17 protein-coding genes and 1 other RNA gene are annotated in these 21,234 nt (G+C 61.7%); 4 read left to right on the top strand and 14 right to left on the bottom strand.

Going from position 1 to position 21,234, the window contains the following annotated elements:
• Nucleotides 1–164 precede the first annotated feature (164 nt).
• From AB1462_RS27650 to dnaX, 5 genes are all read right to left on the bottom strand, one after another.
• Entirely contained in the window at nucleotides 165–1,313 is a 1,149-nt protein-coding gene (locus tag AB1462_RS27650; protein WP_090400279.1) for an acyl-CoA dehydrogenase family protein, read from the bottom strand.
• A 119-nt stretch (nucleotides 1,314–1,432) separates the two neighbouring features.
• Nucleotides 1,433–2,035, bottom strand: a complete 603-nt coding sequence (recR, locus tag AB1462_RS27645) for a recombination mediator RecR (RefSeq protein ID WP_027603720.1) — start codon at nucleotides 2,033–2,035, stop codon at nucleotides 1,433–1,435.
• Between the two features lie 66 nt (nucleotides 2,036–2,101).
• The gene (locus AB1462_RS27640) at nucleotides 2,102–3,136 is read right to left on the bottom strand and encodes an NADP-dependent oxidoreductase (RefSeq protein WP_259193719.1); all 1,035 of its coding nucleotides are present in this window, start codon (nucleotides 3,134–3,136) and stop codon (nucleotides 2,102–2,104) included.
• 133 nt (nucleotides 3,137–3,269) lie between these two features.
• Nucleotides 3,270–3,608: a YbaB/EbfC family nucleoid-associated protein gene (locus AB1462_RS27635; protein ID WP_003193199.1), complete on the bottom strand. Its 339-nt coding sequence runs from the start codon at nucleotides 3,606–3,608 to the stop codon at nucleotides 3,270–3,272.
• A 43-nt stretch (nucleotides 3,609–3,651) separates the two neighbouring features.
• A complete protein-coding gene (gene dnaX, locus AB1462_RS27630) occupies nucleotides 3,652–5,700 on the bottom strand; it encodes a DNA polymerase III subunit gamma/tau (RefSeq protein ID WP_367248496.1) in 2,049 nt (682 codons plus the stop codon).
• A 133-nt stretch (nucleotides 5,701–5,833) separates the two neighbouring features.
• Between dnaX and AB1462_RS27625 the strand changes: the two genes are divergently transcribed.
• Together AB1462_RS27625 and AB1462_RS27620 are read left to right on the top strand one after the other, a co-directional pair.
• The gene (locus tag AB1462_RS27625; protein WP_367248494.1) at nucleotides 5,834–6,595 is read left to right on the top strand and encodes a substrate-binding periplasmic protein; all 762 of its coding nucleotides are present in this window, start codon (nucleotides 5,834–5,836) and stop codon (nucleotides 6,593–6,595) included.
• Nucleotides 6,596–6,649: 54 nt separating this feature from the next.
• On the top strand, nucleotides 6,650–7,021 hold the full coding sequence (locus AB1462_RS27620) for a VOC family protein (RefSeq protein WP_367248492.1): 372 nt from the start codon (nucleotides 6,650–6,652) through the stop codon (nucleotides 7,019–7,021).
• On the opposite strand, the gene AB1462_RS27615 is transcribed toward AB1462_RS27620, so the two are convergent.
• Entirely contained in the window at nucleotides 6,935–7,894 is a 960-nt protein-coding gene (locus AB1462_RS27615; RefSeq protein ID WP_367248490.1) for a DMT family transporter, read from the bottom strand. The two genes, AB1462_RS27620 and AB1462_RS27615, sit on opposite strands and share 87 nt — an antisense overlap.
• Nucleotides 7,895–7,996: 102 nt before the next feature.
• Between AB1462_RS27615 and AB1462_RS27610 the strand changes: the two genes are divergently transcribed.
• Nucleotides 7,997–8,860, top strand: coding sequence for a LysR substrate-binding domain-containing protein (locus AB1462_RS27610; RefSeq protein ID WP_259193725.1), 864 nt, complete (start codon nucleotides 7,997–7,999; stop codon nucleotides 8,858–8,860).
• A gap of 61 nt (nucleotides 8,861–8,921) precedes the next feature.
• A complete protein-coding gene (locus AB1462_RS27605) occupies nucleotides 8,922–9,824 on the top strand; it encodes a DUF2167 domain-containing protein (RefSeq protein ID WP_090400290.1) in 903 nt (300 codons plus the stop codon).
• Between the two features lie 58 nt (nucleotides 9,825–9,882).
• On the opposite strand, the gene AB1462_RS27600 is transcribed toward AB1462_RS27605, so the two are convergent.
• The 8 genes from AB1462_RS27600 to AB1462_RS27565 form a co-directional block, all read right to left on the bottom strand.
• Entirely contained in the window at nucleotides 9,883–10,470 is a 588-nt protein-coding gene (locus tag AB1462_RS27600) for a hypothetical protein (RefSeq protein WP_259193726.1), read from the bottom strand.
• Nucleotide 10,471: 1 nt separating this feature from the next.
• Entirely contained in the window at nucleotides 10,472–11,518 is a 1,047-nt protein-coding gene (locus tag AB1462_RS27595) for an N-acetylmuramidase family protein (RefSeq protein ID WP_090400294.1), read from the bottom strand.
• Between the two features lie 245 nt (nucleotides 11,519–11,763).
• Nucleotides 11,764–11,860, bottom strand: an RNA gene (ffs, locus tag AB1462_RS27590) — signal recognition particle sRNA small type.
• Nucleotides 11,861–12,006: 146 nt separating this feature from the next.
• Nucleotides 12,007–13,173, bottom strand: coding sequence for a putative zinc-binding peptidase (locus tag AB1462_RS27585; RefSeq protein WP_315338832.1), 1,167 nt, complete (start codon nucleotides 13,171–13,173; stop codon nucleotides 12,007–12,009).
• A 132-nt stretch (nucleotides 13,174–13,305) separates the two neighbouring features.
• Nucleotides 13,306–15,663 (bottom strand): NAD-dependent DNA ligase LigA, encoded by a 2,358-nt coding sequence (ligA, locus tag AB1462_RS27580; protein WP_367248488.1) that lies wholly within the window; start codon nucleotides 15,661–15,663, stop codon nucleotides 13,306–13,308.
• Between the two features lie 86 nt (nucleotides 15,664–15,749).
• Nucleotides 15,750–16,613: a cell division protein ZipA gene (gene zipA / locus AB1462_RS27575; protein ID WP_090400300.1), complete on the bottom strand. Its 864-nt coding sequence runs from the start codon at nucleotides 16,611–16,613 to the stop codon at nucleotides 15,750–15,752.
• A 292-nt stretch (nucleotides 16,614–16,905) separates the two neighbouring features.
• Nucleotides 16,906–20,394 carry a chromosome segregation protein SMC gene (smc, locus tag AB1462_RS27570; protein ID WP_367248486.1) on the bottom strand — a complete coding sequence of 1,163 codons (3,489 nt, stop codon included), beginning with the start codon at nucleotides 20,392–20,394 and terminating at the stop codon, nucleotides 16,906–16,908.
• 2 nt (nucleotides 20,395–20,396) lie between these two features.
• Complete coding sequence (locus tag AB1462_RS27565; RefSeq protein WP_090400304.1) at nucleotides 20,397–21,056, bottom strand: GntR family transcriptional regulator; 660 nt, start codon at nucleotides 21,054–21,056, stop codon at nucleotides 20,397–20,399.
• Between the last annotated feature and the right edge of the window lie 178 nt (nucleotides 21,057–21,234).

Raw genomic sequence — 21,234 nt, 5'->3', positions numbered from 1 at the left:
CCTCCACAGAGTGTCTGATACACCGCGTTCTTCCTTACTGGGGCTGCTACGCAGCCCAACGCGGGACAAGCCCGCTCGCCACAACAGCCCTATCTGCCGGGCGTTCAGCGTTGAGCAAAAGTTGTGTCGATACCCATGCCCCTATGAGGCCAGTAAGGCCGCCCTCATAGCCCCATCTGCTTGCTGATGATTTCATTCATCACCTCGCGGGTACCGCCGCCGATGGAGAGGATGCGGTTGTCGCGATACAGCCGCTCCACCAGACTGCCGCGCATATAACCCTGGCCGCCGAGGATCTGCACGGCATCGTAGGTCACACGGTCGGCGGTGTCGGTGGCGAGGTTCTTGGCCATGGAAATCTCCTTGATCACACTCTTGCCGGCCGCCATTTTCGCCGCCTGGCGGTAGGTGAATTCCCGCGAGACTTCCACGGCGGTGGCCATTTCCGCCAGGCGATGCTTGAGCACTTGGAATTTGCCGATGGGCTTGCCGAACGCTTGGCGCTGGGCGGCCCATTTGAGGCTTTCCTCCAAGGCCATCTGCGCAGTCATATTGGCCATGAGAGCCAGGGCCAGGCGCTCGCTCTGGAAGTTACCCATGATGCAGGCAAAGCCCATGTTCTCGGCGCCGATCAGGTTGCCGACGGGCACGCGGCAATCGTCGAAAAACAATTCAGCGGTGTCCGACGCCCACCATCCCATTTTCTTCAGGGGCTGGCCGACGGTGAAACCTGGGCTGTTTTTTTCGATCAGCAGCAGGCTGATGCCGGCAAATCCCGGCCCGCCAGTGCGTACGGCAACGGTGTAGAAGTCGGCACGGATGCCGCTGGTGATAAAGGTCTTGCTGCCGCTGACCCGGTAATGCTCGCCATCGCGGATGGCGCGGGTTTGCAGGTTGGCCACATCGGAACCGCCGCCGGGCTCGGTCACCGCCAGGGCGATGATCTTCTCGCCCGACAGCACCCGGGGAACCACCCGCTCGCGCACCTCAGGCAGCGCCCATTTGACGACGGGCGGCAAGCCAATATCCAACGAGCCCAACCCTGCGACCACGCCGCCGGAACCGCAGCGCATCAATTCCTCGCTGGCAGCCACCTTGGCGAACAGATCACCTTCGTGACTGCCGCCCAGCGCTTCGGGGTAGCCAATGCCGAGTATCCCCGCCGCACCCGCCTTGAGGTACAACGCCCGGGGAAAGCTTTCCGCCTCCTCCCACTGCTCCACGCCCGGCAACATCTCGCGCTCAACAAAACGGCGCACGCTGTCGCGGACCAATTGGTGGCTGGGGTCGAAGTAGTCCTGATAGGCAGACATCGGCAAGCTCCAAGGTGAGGTGGAGCGAAATTACCAAGCGCTTGCTTGGTTATCAAGCCATGCGCAAATCCAAAGTGGGAGGGGCAAGCCTCCTCCCACATTGGATCCTACGGTGATCGTTAGAGCGCGATCGGTTTTCGACCGGCAAACGAATGCGCCAACGTGCCGCCGTCCACCAACTCCAACTCGCCACCCAGCGGCACGCCATGGGCGATCCGCGAGGTAACCAAGCCTTTATTGCTCAGCAGCTGGGCGATGTAATGCGCGGTGGCTTCACCTTCCACGGTCGGGTTGGTGGCCAGGATCACCTCGGTAAAGGTGCCCTGCTCTTCAATACGCGCGACCAACTGCGGAATGCCGATGGCCTCCGGCCCCAGGCCATCGAGCGGCGAGAGGTGGCCCTTGAGCACAAAGTAGCGCCCGCGGTAGCCGGTCTGCTCCACCGCGTACACGTCCATCGGCCCTTCCACCACGCACAGCAGCGTGTCGTCGCGGCGCGGGTCGGCGCATTGCGGGCAGAGTTCTTCTTCAGTGAGGGTCCGGCACTGGCGGCAGTGGCCCACCCCGGTCATGGCCTGGCTCAAGGCCTGGGCCAACCGGGTTCCGCCGCTGCGATCGCGCTCCAGCAGTTGCAGCGCCATGCGTTGGGCGGTTTTCTGGCCTACGCCCGGCAACGTGCGCAGGGCGTCGATCAGTTGGCGAATCAGGGGGCTGAAGCTCATGGGCGAATGGTCCGACAAAACAACGAGACGCGGTTTATACCCGCGCCCCGGATTAGCGTCAAATGCTCAATCCTGCGCGACCCGCACCACCAACTTGCCGAAGTTGCGCCCTTCCAGCAAACCGATAAAGGCTTCAGGCGCCTGCTCCAGGCCCTCGACCACGTCTTCGCGGAACTTGATCTTGCCGTCGCGTACCCACGGCGCCATGGCACTGAGGAACTCGGGCTGGCGATCACCGTAGTCGTCGAACACGATAAAGCCCTGGATCCGTACCCGCTTGGTCAACAACGTGCGTTGCAGCGCCGGCAAGCGGTCGGGGCCGCTGGGTGCCTCATGGGCGTTATAGCCGGCGATCAGCCCGCACAGGGGGATGCGCGCCTTGGGGTTGAGCAAGGGCAGCACGGCGTCGAACACCTTGCCACCGACGTTTTCGAAGTAAATGTCCACGCCCTTGAAGCACGCCTGGGCCAAGTCTTCGGCAAACGTCGAGCTCTTGTGGTCTATGCAGGCATCAAAGCCCAGTTCGTCCACCACATAGCGGCACTTGTCGGTACCGCCCGCAATCCCGACCACACGCAGGCCCTTGAGTTTGGCCACCTGGCCGACCACCGAACCCACGGCTCCGGACGCTGCGGCCACCACCAGGGTTTCACCGGCTTTTGGCTGGCCGATGTCCATCAGGCCCATGTAGGCGGTCATGCCCGGCATGCCCAGCACACCGAGCGCCATCGAAGGGCTGGCCAGGCCATTGGGCACGGGAATCAGGTTGCGGCCGTCGGAAATGCTGTGGCTCTGCCAACCGGTGGCGCCCACCACCAGATCGCCCACTTCGAATTTCGGATTGCGCGATTGCTCAATACGGCTGACAGCGCCACCGGTCATCACCTCATCGATTTCCACCGGCGCAGCGTAGGACGGTGCGTCACTCATGCGCCCGCGCATGTAGGGGTCGAGGGACAGGTACAGGGTTTTCAGCAGGACCTGGCCGTCTGCCAACTCCGGCAAGGTCACACGCTCCAGGCGGAAGTTTTCCGGGGTGGGGGCGCCTTGGGGGCGTGAGACCAGGACAATGCGCTGGTTCAAAGTCGGTTCGTGAGGCATGAAGGGGCTCCTTTATCGAATCTATCGGTATAGGGTGCAGACCATGGGTGCCGCGCCAGGGTTCGATTGGATTGGCACAAACAAAAATGCCAGGCACGAGGCCTGGCATTGGAGTCTAGCTAAAGCCTGCCGATCAGAACGGCAGCTTCATGCCCGGTGGCAGTTGCATGCCGGCGGTCACGCCGGACATTTTGTCCTGGCTGTTGGCTTCGATCTTGCGCACGGCGTCGTTGACGGCTGCGGCGAACAGCGCCTCGAGCATTTCCAGGTCATCTTCGCCCACGCCTGGCAATACGCTTGGGTCGATGCTCACTCGCTTGATGTCGTGACGACCAGTCATCACGACGCTGACCATATCGCCACCGGCTTTACCGGTGACTTCGGCGTTGGCCAGTTCTTCCTGCATCTTGGCCATCTTTTCCTGCATCTGCTGTGCCTGCTTCATCAGGCCGGCCATGCCACCTTTCATCATGGGAATCACCTCAAAAGTACGTGGATCAATGAGTAGCCCGGTGTCAGGACGCCTGGGGCACCGGGGCTTCGACAGGTTCAATTGTATCTTGGCGAACGACCGCACCGAACTGCTGCATCATTTGCTGGATGAGCGGATCGCCGTGGATCGAGTCCTCAGCCTCACGCTGGCGGTTGATACGCCGACGGGTGGCGGCCTGGGCCGGGGTTTCCTGCTCGGGCTTGATCAACTCGATGGTGATAGTCAGCGTGCGCTCATGGTACTGGTTCAGGGCATCGTTGAGGCGCCGTTGCTGGGTCGCGTTGAACAGGGCGCTGTGGGCCGGGTCCAGGTGTAACAGCCAATGGTCGCCGTCGATGGCGATCAGTGTGCAGTTGGCGGCGATGCTGCCGGTCATGCCGGAAATCGGCAGTTTCGGGAACAGCTCCAGCCATTGCAGGGCCAGGCCGGTGGCCGGCGCCGCAGCGGGCTCCGCCTCGGGTTCCGGGGCCGGCTCGGCAGTGTGCTCGCTGGCCAGGTCGTCCAGGTAGCTGTAGGCCGAATCCATGTCCGGCTCGATGTAATCTTCGTCCAGCGGTGGTTCATCGTCGAGGTCGATGCTCGGGGTTGCGGCTTCGACCTGGGCGACGGTCGGCTCGGGAACCGGGGCTGAAACCCACTCAGGAGCGGCCGGCACCACGCTGTCCGGCATCGGCGCAGGCATCGGCGTCAGCTCCGGCTGTTCGCCGGCGGTTTCCAGCACGGGCTCGATATAGGGCTGCTGTTCAACCTCGGCCTCAGCATCTACAGGGTCATTCCAGGGCAGGTCGACCACGGGCTCGGGCTCGACCACCGGTTCCGGCTCGACCACCGCTGCCGCCATCACCGGTGCAGGCTCAGGCGCCGGTGCAACGGGGGCAGCAACCACTGGCGCGACCACCGCCGCGCCAGCCACTGGTTTGGCGGAATCAACTGTGGCCTGGCTGATCCCCACTGGCTTTAGCGGCTGTCTCGGTGCATCTGCCGAGTCAGCGGGCCGGAAGGCCAGCATCCGCAGCAGGACCATCTCGAAGCCTCCGCGCGGGTCCGGTGCCAAAGGCAAGTCGCGACGCCCGATCAGGCCCATCTGGTAATAGAACTGCACGTCTTCGGCCGGCAACGCCTGGGCCAGGGCCAACACGCGGTCGCGGTCGCCATGGCCGTTGTCGACACCTTCCGGCAACGCCTGGGCGATGGCGACGCGGTGCAGCACATTGAGGATTTCCGAGAGCACGCCGTTCCAGTCCGGGCCTTGCTCCGACAGGTGGCGCACGGCTTCGAGCAACGCCTTGGCATCGCCCTCGATCAGCGCGTGCAGCACGTCGAACACCTGACCGTGGTCCAGGGTGCCGAGCATGGCGCGCACATCGGCGGCCATGACCTTGCCTTCACCAAAGGCGATGGCCTGGTCGGTGAGGCTCATGGCGTCGCGCATCGATCCATCGGCGGCGCGGCCCAGCAGCCACAGCGCGTCATCTTCGAACGGTACGTTCTCGACGCCCAGCACGTGGGTCAAATGCTCCACCACGCGCTCGGGGGTCATGTTTTTCAGGGAGAACTGCAGGCACCGCGACAGGATCGTGGCAGGCAGTTTCTGCGGGTCGGTGGTGGCCAGGATGAATTTGACGTACGGCGGCGGCTCTTCCAGGGTTTTCAACAAGGCGTTGAAGGAATGGCTGGAAAGCATGTGCACTTCGTCGATCAGGTAGACCTTGAAGCGGCCGCGACTGGGCGCGTACTGCACGTTGTCCAGCAGCTCGCGGGTGTCTTCGACCTTGGTGCGGCTTGCGGCGTCGATCTCGATCAGGTCGACGAAACGCCCTTCGTCGATCTCGCGGCACACCGAGCAGGTGCCGCAGGGCGTCGAAGTGATACCGGTTTCACAGTTCAGGCATTTGGCGATGATGCGCGCAATGGTGGTCTTGCCCACCCCCCGAGTACCGGTGAACAGGTAGGCGTGGTGCAGCCGCTGGCTGTCCAAGGCATTGATCAGAGCCTTGAGCACATGGGTCTGGCCGACCATTTCGCGGAACGAGCGCGGACGCCATTTACGTGCAAGAACCTGATAACTCATCGAAAACCGTCGCAACTGGGAAGCGGAAGCCGGTAATGCTAGCGGAGCAAGGGGGAAATTGCATCCGGCACGCTCGCCTAATCTGACTAAGCTCTGCTGATTGGCCTCGAAAAGGCCTGAACCCGGAGAGTGTATGCGCGTAGTCCTGGGCGCTTTATGGATGATGACCACGGCTTGCCTGGCGGCGCCTGCACCGCTGCGTTTCTCGATTTCCGACAGTTGGGCGATGCCCATGGTGCAGGTGGAGAACGGCCGACCTACCCAGGGGATTTTGTATGATTTGATGTTGAGCCTGGCCACCCAGGTCGGCCAGCCGGCGGAATTCCACGTGCTGGCCCGCGCCCGTATCGCAGGGGCCATGGCCCATGGGGATATTGATGTGCGCTGTTATGTGACCCAGGCGTGGGTCGACAACCAGTCCGGCGACTACATCTGGAGCTTGCCTTTAATGGTGCAGCGCAATGTGCTGGTCAGTGCACGCAACCAGCCGGTGCAGGTGCTCAAGCTGACACCTCAGCCGATCGGCACGGTACTCAACTATCGCTATGCCGCCCTCGACCCGCTGTTTGCCAACGGCCAACTCACCCGCGACGACGCACGCAGCGAAGAGCTGGTACTGCACAAGCTGGTGGCAGGGCGATTCAACTACGCGGTGAGCAACGAATGGATCGTCGACCGTTTCAACCAGAAAATGCCGATCAGCCAGCAGTTGTATAAAGTCGCGGTGATTGAGGAGCAAAACCTCGGTTGCATCGTGCGCAACGATCCCGACGTGCCGGCCCAAAAAATCCTGCGCACCTTGTTGCGGATGAAAATGTCCGGCGAAATCGACGCCATCATCAAGCTGTACACCGGCGAAAACCCGGTCTCCCTGCACGCTCCTGACAAAAACTGACAGGTCCCCCTTATAGACTCGGCGCCACACAACGCCCGTTCTCAAGGAGCCCCCATGAACACCCTCGCCCATTACTTCCTGCTGTACGTCGACAGCCCGGCCACCAGTGCCAACTTCTATAGCCGCCTGCTGGACAAGCCGCCGGTGGAATTGAACCCGACCTTTGCCCTGTTCATTCTCGACAACGGCGTAAAGCTCGGACTGTGGTCGCGCCATACCGTCGAGCCGGCAGCCGAGCTCACAGGCGGTGGCGGTGAAGTCGGCTTCTCGCTGCCCGACACGGCCGCCGTGGACGCGCTGCACGACCAATGGGTCGAACGCGGCGCCCTCATTGTCCAATCACCGACGGCCCTGGATTTCGGCTACACCTTTGTCGCCCAGGACCTCGATGGCCACCGCTTGCGCGCGTTTTGCCTGAACGACTGACCGCCAGCGCCCCTCCAGGCTGATGGCCGCCACGCTGGCCAGCACGATCACAGCGCCCAGCATCACCTGCACGGCAATGTGTTCGCCCAGTAACGTCGCGGCCATCACCGTCGCCACCGGGGGGATCAAGTACATCGCCACCGACGCGCGACTGACCTCCACATGCTTCAACACATAACCCCAGGCCAGATACGCCAAGGCGCTGGGAAAAATACCGAGTACCACCACCGCCACGTTCTCCGCGAACGGCGCCTGCACCACCGCAGCAGGCAGGCCCGGCAGGTTCACGCACAGCATCAGGGTGCCCGCCCACACCATGTAGCACGCCATGGTCAGCGGACTGTAGCGGTGGGCATAGTGTTTCTGCAGGGCGAAATACACACTCCACGACACCGCCGCCAGCAGGATCAACACGCCACGCGGGTCGATCTCACCCACGCCCTGATCCCCCCAGATCACCACCAGCACGCCGAGCAGCCCCAGCAATACGCAGCCCCAGCGCCAAGCACTGACCCGCTCCTTCAGACAGAAAAACGCGATCAGCACACTGAACAGCGGCGCTGACTGCGCCAGTACGCTGGACGCCGCTGCCGTTACCCATTGCTGTCCGTAATTGATCGCAGTGTGGTGCAGGAACACGCCGAAGAACCCCAGCACCAGCAGCCACGGAAAATCCCGCAGGCGCGGCCGGCCGATGCCCATCACCAGTGCCACACCGCCCATGAACACCGACGCAATCAAAAACCTTAACAACGCCAGCTGGCCGGGGCTGTAGCTGTGCAGCCCGATGTGTACGCCAATCGGCGAATAGGCCCAACACAGGATGACGCTGGCGATGACTAGCGTAAGCTTTACGGGTGAAGGGGCATTCATCGATGGCGTCCAGAAACTGAGAAGGTATGCCGTCAGTCTTGGCCCCGGTAAGGCGCAGGACAATTAACCGTTTCTGACTTCTGCAATCACTGGAACTGAGCAATGGAACTGGCCCAACTGAAAATGGTGCGAGCCGTGGCGCAAACCGGCAGCGTGGCCCAAGCGGCCGTGCTGTTGCATTGCGTGCCGTCCAACATCACCACGCGCATCAAGCAGCTGGAAGGCGAGCTGGGCACACCGCTGTTCATCCGCGCCGGGCGTGGGCTGGCCATCAGTGCCGCCGGGGAGATTTTCCTGGATTACTGCGAGCGCATTCTCGCGCTGGTGGATGAGTCCAAACGCGCCGTGGACGCCAACGCGATTCCCCGTGGCACCTTGCGTATCGGCGCGGTGGAGTCCAGCGCCAGCGGGCGTTTGCCGCCGCTGCTGGCGGAGTATCACCGGCGCTACCCCGATGTCAGCCTGGAACTGGTGACCGGCGCCTGGGGCCCGCTGCTCGACGACCTGCAACACCATCGCCTCGACGTGGCGCTGGTGGCCGCCGGCAACAAGCGCACCAAGCTCGAACACAGCGTGGTCTACAGCGAGCGCCTGGTGCTGATCGCCAGCGCGTCCAGTGCCCCCATCAATGGCGCCGAGGACCTCGCCGGCCGCACCCTCCTGGTATGGCCGCCCGGCTGCCCGTATCGCGCAGCCCTGGAAAACTGGGTCAAGCCCCATGACTTCAAGCCGACCATCGCCAGTTATGCCAGCTGGGGCACGATCATCGGCTGCGTCAGCGCGGGGATTGGCGTGGCATTGGCGCCGGAGGGCATCCTCGCCCGCTACGAGCAGGCCAATCAGCTGGCGTCTTATCGATTTGAAGAGCTGGCGGCGGTGGATAACCTGCTGTTCTGGCACAAGGACACCCAACGCCATCTGGCACGGGACGCATTTGCCGGGTTGTTGCGGGAGACTTTCGGCTAACTCGCAACATGTTGTTTCGGTTATGCTCTCGCGAAATTAATTCAAAATGTAAGGGACTACCATGAATTACTTCCGCCTGTTGTTGGCGGCGGCGGCCCTGAGCCTGCCTGCCGCACCCGCCTTTGCCGCGTCCTCTCCGGCCCCCGTTGAAGCCGCTGCACCTGCCGAAACGGCCGAGCACTTTCTGGCGTCACTCAAGCAAAAGACCGGCACGGTCACCCTGCCCAGCGGCATTGCCACCCTCAAGCTCAACGACGAGTTCTACTACCTCGACCCTGCCGATACCGAGCGCTTGCTGACCGATGGCTGGGGCAACCCGCCGGGCTTCAAGACCCTGGGCATGATCGTGCCCAAAGCCGTCAGCCCGCTGTCGGAACGCGGCTGGGGCGTGATCGTCAGCTACAAGGCCGACGGGCACATCTCCGACGAAGATGCCGCGAAAATCGACTACGCCGACCTGCTCAAGCAAATGCAGGAAGAAGACGAAGCCGAGAACAAGGAACGCCAGAAACAAGGCTACGCCGGCCTGCACCTGCTGGGCTGGGCCGAGCCGCCGCGCTACGACGACACCACCCACAAGATGTACTGGGCCCGCGAACTGAAGGCCGACGACGCCGACCAGAACACCCTCAACTACAGCATCCGCGTGCTCGGCCGTGAAGGCGTACTCGAACTCAACGCCGTCGCCGCCATGGCCGACCTGCCCACCATCCAGCAGGAATTGCCCAAGGTGCTGGCCTTTACCAACTTCACCGACGGCAACCTCTATACCGACTTCAACCCGAAAACCGACAAGCTCGCCACTTACGGCCTCGCCGCGTTGGTTGCCGGCGGGATTGCCGCCAAGGCCGGACTGTTCGCCAAGATCGGTATCTTCCTGCTGGCCGCGAAGAAGTTCCTGGTGATCGGCGTGGTGGCGCTGTTCGCAGTGATTCGCAAGTTGTTCAACCGCAACAAGGCCTGAACCCCGGCCGCAAAAACGCCGCAGTATGCCTGGCACACTGCGGCGTTATGGGGATGTCTTAGTGAGGCGCCGCTAGACGAGTGTATTGATCCTGACTGATCCAGCCGCTGAACGAACGGTCGTCGGCATTGATGAACTCGACCTGGGCCCAGCCGTCCTTGAAGGCCAGCACACCGACCACATCGCGCTTGACGATATACGGACGTTTGGCGGCCTTGGCGCCTGGGGTTTTCAGCAGGTAAGCCTTGTCGGCGGACACCGTCACCAGGCCGATCCATTTTTTGCTGGCGGTCTGGGTCAGGTCCAGGCCGGTGGCAATCTCCGGCATCAGTACATTCAGGCAACCGGGGTGCTGGCGGCCCTCTTCCACCGTCAGGGTCACGCCATCGGACGAAGGCGCCAGGCTGCCGGGATGAGCCGCATCGAGCCAAGTGGTGAGCGCCTCAGGCTTGCCTTGCAGATAAAACGCGCAACTGCGGGTGACGCCCTCGCCCATTGCTTCCGAATAGAACCCTTCGACCTGATGCTCCGGCGTCACTGCCAGCATCAGCCCTTCGTACTTGCCCGAATGCAACGCAGCCGAACCGGCCAACGCAGGGCCCGCGGCGCACAACGACAACACACCTATCGCTAGAAAACGGATCATCCTATTTTTTCCCTTCAAGTTTTTCGTAGGCTTTTTGCATAAGGACGTCGTAGTTGCCGTAGTCCTCGCCGTTATAGTTACGTGCCATGCCGGTAAAATCCTTGGCTTTCATGGCCTTCATCAATGCCGGGCTCTTGCTGCAAAAACCGAGGAACGCTTTTAGTTGGTTGCCGGCATTCACCTTTAATGCTGCCGAAAACTCAAACACCGTCTTGTAACCGCACGAGGCGAAGTTAAAACCCATGATCTGGAACATGCCCCACGAAGCCGACATGAGTGCAGCTTCCTGATCCAGCGCAAACGCGGTGGCCATGGTTTCCCAAGCCTTGGCCTGGTCCTTGTTATTGGCCTGCCACTGCGGCCCGGCCTTTTTCTTGTAGGGGTAGGACAGCAGCGGGTGCGCCTGGTCGTAAATGTGCTTGGTGTACTTGCGAAACAGGTGCCCTTCAAACGCGATCACCGGCAACTTGGCCGGACCGAACCCCGACCGCCCACCTGATTCCACAGTGGCGAAGGCCTTGATGATATTCACCGAAATACCACTACCCAACTGCGTGGCGGCGTTCTGGAAGTCCGTTTCGCTGAGGGTCATGCCCCCGTCGCACGTGGCCTGGAGCATCAGTTGCCGGTTACGCCGCTCGGCCTCGATCATCGCGCGCATGCGGTCCAGGTACACATTGACCGTGGCCTGTACCGCATCGCCCTGGTTGTTGCCGAAGACGTTGAGAAATGTGGGAATACGCAAGTTCGGGAAGGCCTTCACCGGCACTTTCACTGCTTCTTCGATCAGGCTGTTGAAGGTGCGACCAGTGGGGTCGATTACGCCATCGGGGTGGGCGTATTTGAGATGGCGGAACTGGTATTGGCTGATGCACTGCACCAACTGACCATCGGATTTGCCGTTTTCGGCCAACGGGAAACCCATCTTGGGAATGATCAAATTGAATAAGTATTGGATGCACTGCACATCGGCGGGCAAGTTGCGGGCTTTACCGGGCGCACCTACCGAAGCACTGATAAGACGGGGTAACCCTTGCAGGCTTTTCATCACAGACATCCTTGTTAGTTAAAGAAGTGATAGCACTTCAATATCAAGTCGGCGCCAATGTCATATTCTGAAACAAGTGGCCGGCGGAAACTAACAAGGCGGTTTGAGGTTGTCCAGAGAAGGCTTGGAAAGTTGTGAAACAGCCGTCATCGACTGCGCAATAAACCATCGGCAGTTGACTGAGAATAAGCAATTTGGATTTGAATCGAAGGGGGTGATGCAAGGGAAGAGCGTTATGGAGGCAACCCCACCAGCCACACCCCGGCACACAATGTTCCCGCTGTGGCTGCTGCCTTCCGGCTCTGACCAGGTTCACGGGTAATCGTTGCGGGGGGACCGATGGGGTCACCATAACGACGCTGGCCTCTCGGCAAGCGGGGCCATTGTACCGATCTCATCGGAAGTTACAACCATTGGTGGCGGATTAAAAATATGATGGGGTTCAAGCACTTGCCATGGCCATCAGCTTCCCCTCCCACATTGGCTGATCATTGTGCCTGCAACACCTCATCCGCCCGGCCGCCCTCTTCCTGGATCACCAGGTGGATGAAGTGCAGCTTGGCGATCACCGCCGGTGGCAACACGAACGGGTAGAAATCCGGCTGGCCCATGGCGCGGGACAGTTCATTGAGCATGCCGGCCAGTTCGATCCAGGCGTTGACGAAGGACAGGAATGCCGCGCCGCCGGGATGTTCGGGGTCGTAGAGGGTGGTGAGGGGGAATGGCTGGTAATCCAGGTCCATCTCACGGGCGCTCATGCCAAAGCCCAGGGCGGTGTCGACGGCGTCCATCATGTGCAGGTAGTGCGCCCAGGTTTCGGCCCAGTCTTCCCACGGGTGCATGGTGGCGTAGGCACTGACGCTGGTTTGCTGCCAGTCGGGGCGTGGGCCGTTCTGGTAGTGCTGGTCGAGGGCGTCGGCGTAACTGGCGCGTTCGTCGCCGAACAGGTTGCGAAAAGGCTCCAGCCAGTGGCTGTTGGCGATCAGGCGATCCCAATAATAGTGGCCGACCTCATGGCGAAAATGGCCCAGCAAGGTGCGGTAGGGTTCGCGCATCTGCACCCGGATTTTTTCGCGATGGGCGTCGTCGGCTTCCTTGATGTCGAGGGTGATCAGGCCGTTGGCATGCCCGGTCATGGGCGCGTTGCCTTCCAGATCGATGCCGACGAAATCGAACGCCAGGCCGTTGTCCTCGTCGACGCTCTTGGGCACCACTTGCAGGCCGAGGCTGATCAATTGCGCCACCAGCCGGCGCTTGGCGGTCTCCACCTTGCGCCAGCGCTCGGGGTTCTCCGGGACCGACAGGTCGGGAATGGTGCGGTTGAGGCTGCACGCCACACACAGCGGCGCAGTGCTGTGGGCGGGAATCAACCAGTTACAGGCCGCCGCCGTCTCGAGGTTGGCACAACGGCGAAAAGCGCCGGCGTCGAGGTTGTCGTCTTGTAGCCAGGTGCCTTCCACAGGCCCGGGCTGCAGGGAGGACAAGCGGCTTTGCTGCGGCTGATAGCCCAGCAGCGCCTGGCAAGCCAGGCATTGGCTGTTGCGAAAGAACAGCGCTTGCCCGCACCGACACTGCCACACCTTGCTGCTGCGTGAGGTTTCGGCCATGAACGGTGCGGCGATGCGCGAACTGAGTTGCTCGAAGTAGCGGAACATGACCATCTCTCCCTGGGTGACTGAGACTAGATCATTTAGGACTCAGGATCGTTCCACTTTCTTCAGGGGCTGCTTCGCAGCCCGGCGCGGGCGGTGCGACGATTCGACAAGCCCGCCCCCCCCGGCGCGGCGTCAGACCGAAATGTTGTGTTTGGCAAGGAACGCGACAAAGGCCTCTTCGTCCAGCACCTTCAACCCCAGTTCGCTGGCCTTGGCCAGTTTTGAACCGGCACCTGGGCCCGCCACGACACAGTGGGTCTTGGCCGACACGGAACCGGCTACCTTGGCGCCGAGGCTTTCGAGCTTGTCCTTGGCCACGTCGCGGCTCATCAGCTCCAGGGAGCCGGTGAGCACCCAGGTATGCCCTGCTTCGGGCAGGCCTTCGACCACCTTCTTCTCGCTCTGCCAGTGCATGCCGAAATCCCGCAGTTGCTGTTCGATGGCCAGGGCGTGGCGGGCGTTGTCCGGGTTATCGAAAAACTCCCGCACGGCCTTGGCCTGCTTCTCCGGCAACGCCTGGCGCATGTCGAGCCAGTCCGCCTTGATTACGCCTTCCAGGCTGGCGAACTTATCCGCGAGCTTCTGCGCGGCGCCGGGTCCTACGGAGGGTACGTGCAGCTTGTCGAGCAAACCGCCCAGGGTAGTGCTGGCGGCGAACTCGGCACTCAGCTCACCCTGATCCTGCAATTGCAGGCCGCATTCATCAGGCGACAACAGCGCGCCGATCACGTCCTGGTTATGACTGTCTTCGAAGAAGCTGTGGATCTCATGCGCCACTTCCAGGCCCACATCCGGCAGGTACGTCAGCACTTGCGGCAAGGCCTTCTGCACACGCTCAAGGGACGCCAGCGAGCGCGCCAGCACCTTGGCCGTCTCTTCGCCCACGTCAGGAATGCCCAGTGCGTAGATAAAACGCGCCAGGGTCGGGGTCTTGCTGTTTTCGATGGCGGTGATCAGTTTCTTGCTGGATATATCGGCAAAGCCTTCCAGGTCGATGATCTGCTCGTACTTGAGTTTGTAGAGGTCGGCCGGCGAACCGATGAGTTTTTCATCCACCAGTTGCTCGATGGTTTTGTCACCGAGCCCGTCGATGTCCATGGCCCGGCGCGAGACGAAATGGATAATCGCCTGCTTGAGCTGCGCACCACAGGCCAGACGCCCGACGCAGCGGTACACCGCGCCTTCGCTGAGGGTTTCCTTGCCCTTGCTGCGCTTGACCAGCTGGGTGCGCTCCACATGGGAGCCGCACACGGGGCATCGCTCAGGGATCGGCACCGCACGGGCGTTTTCCGGGCGGCGTTCGAGGACCACCGAAACCACCTGCGGGATGACATCGCCGGCGCGGCGGATGATCACGGTGTCGCCGATCTTCACGCCCAGCCGCGCGACTTCATCCATGTTATGCAGGGTGGCGTTGGACACGGTCACGCCCGCAACCTTGACCGGTTTCAAGCGCGCCACCGGCGTCACGGCGCCGGTACGGCCGACCTGGAACTCCACGTCGAGCAACTCGGTGAGTTCTTCCATGGCCGGGAATTTGTGCGCGATGGCCCAACGCGGTTCGCGGGCGCGGAAGCCCAGTTCACGCTGCGAGGCAATGCTGTTGACCTTGAACACCACGCCATCGATTTCATACGGCAGGCTGTTACGTCGCTCGCCGATATCGCGGTAGTAATCCAGACAATCCTGAATGCCCTTGGCCAGCTTCAGCTCATGACTGATGGGCATGCCCCATTTCCGCAACTGCTGCAGGTTGCCGATATGGGTATCGCTGATGTCGGTGGTCACGCCATAGCAGCAGAATTCCAACGGGCGGCTGGCGGTGATCTTCGAGTCCAGTTGGCGCAAGCTGCCGGCCGCCGCGTTGCGCGGGTTGGCGAAGGTCTTGCCGCCGACTTCCAGTTGCGAGGCGTTGAGCCGCTCGAAACCGGCCTTGGACATAAATACCTCGCCGCGCACTTCCAGGGTCGCGGGCCAGCCGCTGCCCTGCAGTTTCAACGGGATATTGCGCACGGTACGCACGTTGACGCTGATGTCTTCGCCGGTGGTGCCGTCGCCTCGGGTGGCGCCGCGTACCAATTCGCCATCCTGGTAAAGCAGGCTGACCGCGAGGCCATCCAGCTTCGGCTCGCAGCTGTACTCCACCGCCGCGCCACCGCCAAACAGATCGCCCACCGGCAGGTCGAGACCCTCGGTGACCCGGCGATCAAACTCAAGCATGGTGGTTTCATCAAACGCGTTGCCCAGGCTGAGCATCGGGATCTCGTGGCGCACCTGGGTAAAGGCCGACAGCGCCGCACTGCCGACCCGCTGCGTCGGCGAATCACGCGTTACCAGGTCCGGATGCTCGGCCTCCAGGGCCTTGAGTTCGTGGAACAGCCGGTCGTACTCGGCGTCCGGGATGCTCGGCTCGTCGAGCACGTGGTAACGGTAGTTGTGCTGATCCAGTTCAGCGCGCAGTTCGAGGATGCGGGTGTGGGCGGCGGTCATCGGTGTTCTCTCATAAAGCAAAAGAGCAGCCGAAGCTGCTCAAATGTTGGTGCGCTTATTCTAATGACAACGCTGGGAACCAATCCTCAGCGTTTCTGTGTCAGGGCGCGACGCTCGAATTCGACGATGCGCTGACGGTAGTGTTCGATGGTCTGGGCGGTCAGGACGCTGCGTTGGTCGTCCTTGAGCTCGCCGTTGAGTTCCTGGGACAGCTTGCGGGCGGCGGCCACCATCACGTCGAACGCTTGTTTCGGGTGACGCGGGCCCGGCAGGCCGAGGAAAAAACTCACCGCCGGCGTGCTGAACAGGTCGATGTCGTCCAGGTCGAAGGTGCCTGGCTTGACCGCGTTGGCCATGGAGAACAGCACTTCGCCGTTGCCGGCCATGCTTTCGTGGCGGTGGAAAATATCCATCTCGCCAAAACGCAGGCCGCTTTCGAGGATGTTCTGCAACAGCGCCGGGCCCTTGAAGCCGGCGGCGTCGCGGCAGATCACGCTGATCACCAGCACTTCTTCGGCGGCAGGCTGATCGTTGACCGTTTGGCGCGGCGCATTCTTGCCGGCGTTTTCATCCGGGAAATCATCGTCGCGGCTGCTGAAGCTCGGGCCTTCATCCACGTCGAGGTTGAGGTCACCCTGATGCGGTTCGGCAACGGCTGCGCTGGCGCGTTTGCCACGCTTGGAGGATGGCTCGCGGGCTTCACGCAGCGGCGCGCTCATCGACGGCAAATCGTGCTCATCCAATTGCGGCTCTTTGTGGGTATCCAGCACACGGGGCGGCCCCAGCAGCTCGGCGCTGCCGTCGTCGTCGGGCAAGTTGGACAGGTTACGGTCCAGACGGAATTTGAGCTTGCCCTTGCCACCGCGCATGCGGCGCCAGCCATCAAAAAGAATACCGGCAATGACAATGATGCCGATGACGATCAGCCACTCGCGCAGACCGATTTCCATGTAATCCCGTGCCTCTAATAAAAAATGCTGAAAAATAAGGGGTTTAGCACCGTGCAAACCGCTTTAAAACGTGGCGCCAACTCTATGTTCTGACTGACGTTTTGCCCACGCATACGAAAAATTGACATTAAACTAGCACGACCAAAGATAACTTTACACAGTTGACGCGAAATGTGTCGAATTGCCAGCTTTCAGGCATAGTAGGCAATCTCCTACAGCAGGCGCCGACTGTGAGCTACAAGCCCTGAGCTACAAGCTTCAAGCCAACTCACTTGCCGCTTGAAGCTTGCCGCTAGGCGTCCACCATCGCCATCGCTTCTTCGACATCCACTGCAACCAAACGTGAACAGCCCGGTTCATGCATTGTCACCCCCATCAACTGATCAGCCATTTCCATGGCGATCTTGTTGTGGGTGATATAGATGAACTGCACCGTCTGGGACATCTCCTTGACCAGTCGCGCATAGCGTCCAACGTTAGCGTCATCCAGCGGAGCGTCAACTTCATCGAGCATGCAGAACGGTGCCGGGTTCAACTTGAAGATGGCAAACACCAGGGCCAACGCGGTCAGGGCTTTCTCGCCGCCGGACAACAAATGGATGGTGCTGTTCTTCTTGCCCGGAGGCCGCGCCATGATCGTTACCCCTGTATCGAGTAGATCTTCGCCCGTCAGTTCCAAGTAAGCGCTGCCACCACCGAAAACTTTCGGGAATAACGCCTGTAAACCGCCATTAATCTGATCAAAGGTATCTTTGAAGCGGTTGCGGGTTTCCTTGTCGATCTTGCGGATCACGTTTTCCAGGGTGTCCAGGGCTTCCACCAGGTCGGCGTCCTGGGCATCCAGATAACGTTTGCGCTCGGACTGCTGTTGGTACTCATCGATGGCCGCGAGGTTGATCGCGCCAAGTCGCTGGATACGTGCGGCAATCCGCTCAAGTTCTTCTTCGGCGTCTTTCTCATTGGCCTGGGCGGTCAAGGTATTGAGCACGCCGTGCAAGTCGTAGCCGTCTTCGAGCAATTGGTCTTGCAGGGTCTTGCGGCGCACGGTGAGGGCTTGCCATTCCATGCGCTGTTGTTCGAGCTGGCCGCGAATCAGCTGGGATTGCTGCTCGGCCTGGGTCCGGCGTTTTTCCGCATCGCGCAGTTCGCGGTCGGCGTCTTCCAGGGCGATCTGCGCGGTCTTGAGTTCTTCGTCGACGGTCATGCGCTTGTCGAGCAACTCTTCAAGCTTGAGGCGCAACTCTTCCAGCGGCGCTTCGCCCTCCTCCAGGTTGAGGCTCAGTTGCTCGCGCTTTTCGGTCAGGCGCTCGGACTGCATCTCCAGGCGTTCAAGGGCCTGGGCAGTGGAATTGTGCTGGGCCTTGAGCGAACCCAGGCGCACGGCCAATTGGTGGGCGTGATCCTTGTGCTGGCGGGCTTCCTGGCGCACGCGGTCGAGGCGTTCGCGCAGGCTGTCGCGCTGAGCCAGCAGCAGTTCGCGCTGCTCGGTGTCCAGGGCCATGCTGTCGAGGGCTTCCTGCAGCTGCAGGCGCGCTTCGCCGATCTGTTCGTGTTCCAGGGCGCGCTGCTCGCCCATCTCGGACACTTCCTCATCCAGACGGGTACGGCGCAGGGTCAGTTGCTCGGCCTTGGCTTTGCTCGCGGAGAGCTGGGCTTTCAATTCGCCTTGCTGGCGCGCTTCGTCCTGCAACAGGCGGCGCAGGTGTTCGCGGCCGGTCTCTTGCTGGCGCTGGGTGGCGCGCAGGGTTTGCAGTTCGGTTTCAAGACTTTCCAGGGTGGCCTCGCGCTCTTCACGCTCGGCGATCAGGTTGACGATTTCCTGGCCACGGGCCAGAACGCCGCTTTCCGCTTCACTGGCGCGGCGCACCCGCAGGAAGTGGCGGCCAACCCAGTAACCGTCGCGGCTGATCAGGCTTTCGCCGACAGCCAGTTGACCGCGCTGGGCCAGGGCCTGCTCCAGGGTATCCACTGGTTTCACCTGGCCCAGCCACGGCGACAGGTCAATCGCCGCCTCGACCTTATCCAGCAGGCTGCCCGGCACTCGCGTGCCATCAGCGGCGGGGCTGAGCAAACGCAGATCGCCCTGGGCGAAACCGGCCAGGTCAAAGCCACCAAAATCGTCCACCAGGACGGCTTGCAGGTCGGCACCTAAAACGGTCTCTACCGCCAGTTCCCAACCGGCTTCAACTTTCAAGCCTTCGGCCAAGCGCGGACGTTCGGCCAGGTGCTGATCACGCAGCCATTCGGCGGTGCCGGTGCCTGGGTCCAACGCCGCTTGCTGCAAGGCCTCAAGGGACGCGAGTCGGCCATTAAGCCGCTGCAAATCGCCCTGGGCCTGCTGCTGGGCCTGGGTCGCCTGTTGCAGTTGCTGACGCAGTTGCTCCAGGCGCTCCACTTGTTGTTCTTCGCTGGCTTCCAGCTCTTCCAGGGTCATTTCGCTTTCGGCCAGTTGCTCACTGAGCTCCATGATCGCCGCGTCTTCCGGGTCGGCGGCAAGCAACACGCGCTCTTCCTGCAGACGACGCTGGCGCTCGGCCAGGCGCTCCATGCTGGTTTCCAGTTGCTGGATGCGCGACTGCTGCACCTCGGCCTGGCGTCGCGGTTCGGCGGATTGCAGGTTGAAGGCGTCCCACTGCTCCTGCCAGCCGTGCATGGTGGTTTCGGATTCTTCCAGCGCGGCGGCGGCCTCTTCGGCGGCGGCGTTGGTGATCTCCTGCTCGGGGGTGAGCATGTCCAGCTCTTCGCCCAACGTCAGCAGCAAGGTGCGGTCGTGGCCGAGGTGGGATTCGGTTTCCAGGCGTGCGCGTTCGGCTTCTTTCAAATCGTCCTGCAACTGACGCAAGCGCTGCTGGCCGTGCTGGATGCTTTGCTCGACCCGGGCAATATCGCCGCCCACCGAATAGAAGCGGCCCTGCACCAGATTGAAGCGTTCGGACAGGTCATGATGCCCGTCGCGCAGGCGCTCGATGGCGGCGTCGGCATTGCGCTGCTCGGCCACCAGCGCTTCAAAACTGATTTCCTGGGTGCCAATGATCGCTTCGCGCTGGCCCACCTGCTCGTTCAACGCCTGCCAGCGCAGGGCCGACAGTTGCGCCTTCAACTGGCGCTCTTCGCCCTTGTATTCCTGATACTTCTCGGCGGCCTGGGCCTGGCGGTGCAGGCGCTCCAACTGGCGCTCCAGCTCTTCACGCAGGTCGGTGAGGCGGGCAAGGTTTTCATGGGTGCGGCGGATACGGTTTTCGGTCTCGCGGCGGCGCTCCTTGTACTTGGAGATACCGGCCGCCTCCTCGATAAAGTTGCGCAGGTCTTCGGGCTTGGCTTCGATCAGCTTGGAGATCATGCCCTGCTCGATGATCGAATAGCTGCGCGGGCCCAGGCCGGTGCCGAGGAAGATGTCGGTGATGTCCCGGCGTCGGCACTTGGTGCCGTTGAGGAAGTAACTGTTCTGGCTGTCGCGCGTCACCTTGCGGCGGATGGAAATTTCCGCGTAGGCCGCGTATTCGCCGATCAGGGTGCCGTCGGAGTTGTCGAACACCAGTTCGATACTGGCCTGGCTCACCGGCTTGCGGCTGGTGGAGCCGTTGAAGATGACGTCGGTCATCGACTCGCCACGCAGGTTTTTTGCCGAGCTCTCGCCCATCACCCAGCGTACGGCGTCGATGATGTTCGACTTGCCGCAGCCGTTGGGCCCGACCACTGCCGCCATGTTACTGGGGAAGTTCACCGTGGTCGGGTCGACGAAGGATTTGAACCCCGCCAGTTTGATGCACTTGAGCCGCACGCTTAGGCGTCCGCCAATGCAGCGATGACCAACGAGCTGCTGCGCTGGCCGTAGGCCGACAGCACCAGGCGGATCTGCTCCAGGTCACGGGCGAGCACGGCGGCGAGCAGTTGCTCGAACAGCGCCAGGTACTCGCTCATGGACGCCTTGCGTTGATCCAGGGCCAGGTAGTAGGCACGGTTCATCGCCGGCTGCAGGTTTTCGACGGTTTCCTGCAAATACGGGTTGTTGGCAAAGGGGTACGCGGCGCGCATCACATTGAAGCATTCTTCGACAAAGGCGCGAATGTCCTGGCGCTCGAAATTGCTCACCAGGCGCTGCTGGATCTGTACGAACGGCGCCATGTCGACCTGGGTCTGCCAGCCCTGGGCGACCGCATTACCGAGCAGGATATACAGCTCACTCATCAGCGTGCACAGGCTCTGCACCTTGTGCGCCGTGAGCTCGGTCACGTGGGCGCCACGGCGCGGCAGGATCGCGATCAGGTGGCGGCGTTCGAGGATCAGCAAAGCTTCACGCACGGAGCCACGGCTGACATTGAGCGCCAGCGTGACTTTCTGTTCCTGGATCCGCTCCCCAGGCTTGAGATCGCCGCGAATGATACGTTCGGCGAGGTGGTGAGCGATTTGCTCGGCGAGACTGTCCGGCGCCTTGAACGTCATGTTTTCCCTTCAAAATCTTCTATCGGTACAAGCGCCGCAGTGTAGCGCATTGGCCCGCTGATGGCGCTACGCCCACCGTGGCGAATTTGGCATGAAATAAGCAGCTCTGAACACTCAAAAGCCGCCAAAAACGCCGGTTCCAGAAGACTGGACCATAATTGAACGTGTTGCGACCGCA

This window comes from Pseudomonas sp. SB113, from assembly GCF_040754745.1.
GTDB classification, from domain to species: domain Bacteria; phylum Pseudomonadota; class Gammaproteobacteria; order Pseudomonadales; family Pseudomonadaceae; genus Aquipseudomonas; species Aquipseudomonas grimontii.
The sequence above is the reverse complement of the archived record's forward strand: the minus strand, read 5'-3'. Positions and strand labels throughout refer to the sequence as shown.

Excerpts from the sequence above, each read along its gene's own strand:
- AB1462_RS27600 (WP_259193726.1), bottom strand. The coding sequence starts at position 10,470 with ATGATCCGTTTTCTAGCGATAGGTGTGTTGTCGTTGTGCGCCGCGGGC.
- dnaX (WP_367248496.1), bottom strand. The coding sequence starts at position 5,700 with ATGAGTTATCAGGTTCTTGCACGTAAATGGCGTCCGCGCTCGTTCCGC.
- AB1462_RS27610 (WP_259193725.1), top strand. The coding sequence starts at position 7,997 with ATGGAACTGGCCCAACTGAAAATGGTGCGAGCCGTGGCGCAAACCGGC.
- AB1462_RS27615 (WP_367248490.1), bottom strand. The coding sequence starts at position 7,894 with ATGAATGCCCCTTCACCCGTAAAGCTTACGCTAGTCATCGCCAGCGTC.
- AB1462_RS27650 (WP_090400279.1), bottom strand. The coding sequence starts at position 1,313 with ATGTCTGCCTATCAGGACTACTTCGACCCCAGCCACCAATTGGTCCGC.
- AB1462_RS27585 (WP_315338832.1), bottom strand. The coding sequence starts at position 13,173 with ATGTTCCGCTACTTCGAGCAACTCAGTTCGCGCATCGCCGCACCGTTC.
- AB1462_RS27625 (WP_367248494.1), top strand. The coding sequence starts at position 5,834 with ATGCGCGTAGTCCTGGGCGCTTTATGGATGATGACCACGGCTTGCCTG.
- zipA (WP_090400300.1), bottom strand. The coding sequence starts at position 16,613 with ATGGAAATCGGTCTGCGCGAGTGGCTGATCGTCATCGGCATCATTGTC.
- recR (WP_027603720.1), bottom strand. The coding sequence starts at position 2,035 with ATGAGCTTCAGCCCCCTGATTCGCCAACTGATCGACGCCCTGCGCACG.
- AB1462_RS27640 (WP_259193719.1), bottom strand. The coding sequence starts at position 3,136 with ATGCCTCACGAACCGACTTTGAACCAGCGCATTGTCCTGGTCTCACGC.
- AB1462_RS27605 (WP_090400290.1), top strand. The coding sequence starts at position 8,922 with ATGAATTACTTCCGCCTGTTGTTGGCGGCGGCGGCCCTGAGCCTGCCT.
- AB1462_RS27565 (WP_090400304.1), bottom strand. The coding sequence starts at position 21,056 with ATGACGTTCAAGGCGCCGGACAGTCTCGCCGAGCAAATCGCTCACCAC.
- AB1462_RS27635 (WP_003193199.1), bottom strand. The coding sequence starts at position 3,608 with ATGATGAAAGGTGGCATGGCCGGCCTGATGAAGCAGGCACAGCAGATG.
- AB1462_RS27620 (WP_367248492.1), top strand. The coding sequence starts at position 6,650 with ATGAACACCCTCGCCCATTACTTCCTGCTGTACGTCGACAGCCCGGCC.
- AB1462_RS27595 (WP_090400294.1), bottom strand. The coding sequence starts at position 11,518 with ATGAAAAGCCTGCAAGGGTTACCCCGTCTTATCAGTGCTTCGGTAGGT.
- ligA (WP_367248488.1), bottom strand. The coding sequence starts at position 15,663 with ATGACCGCCGCCCACACCCGCATCCTCGAACTGCGCGCTGAACTGGAT.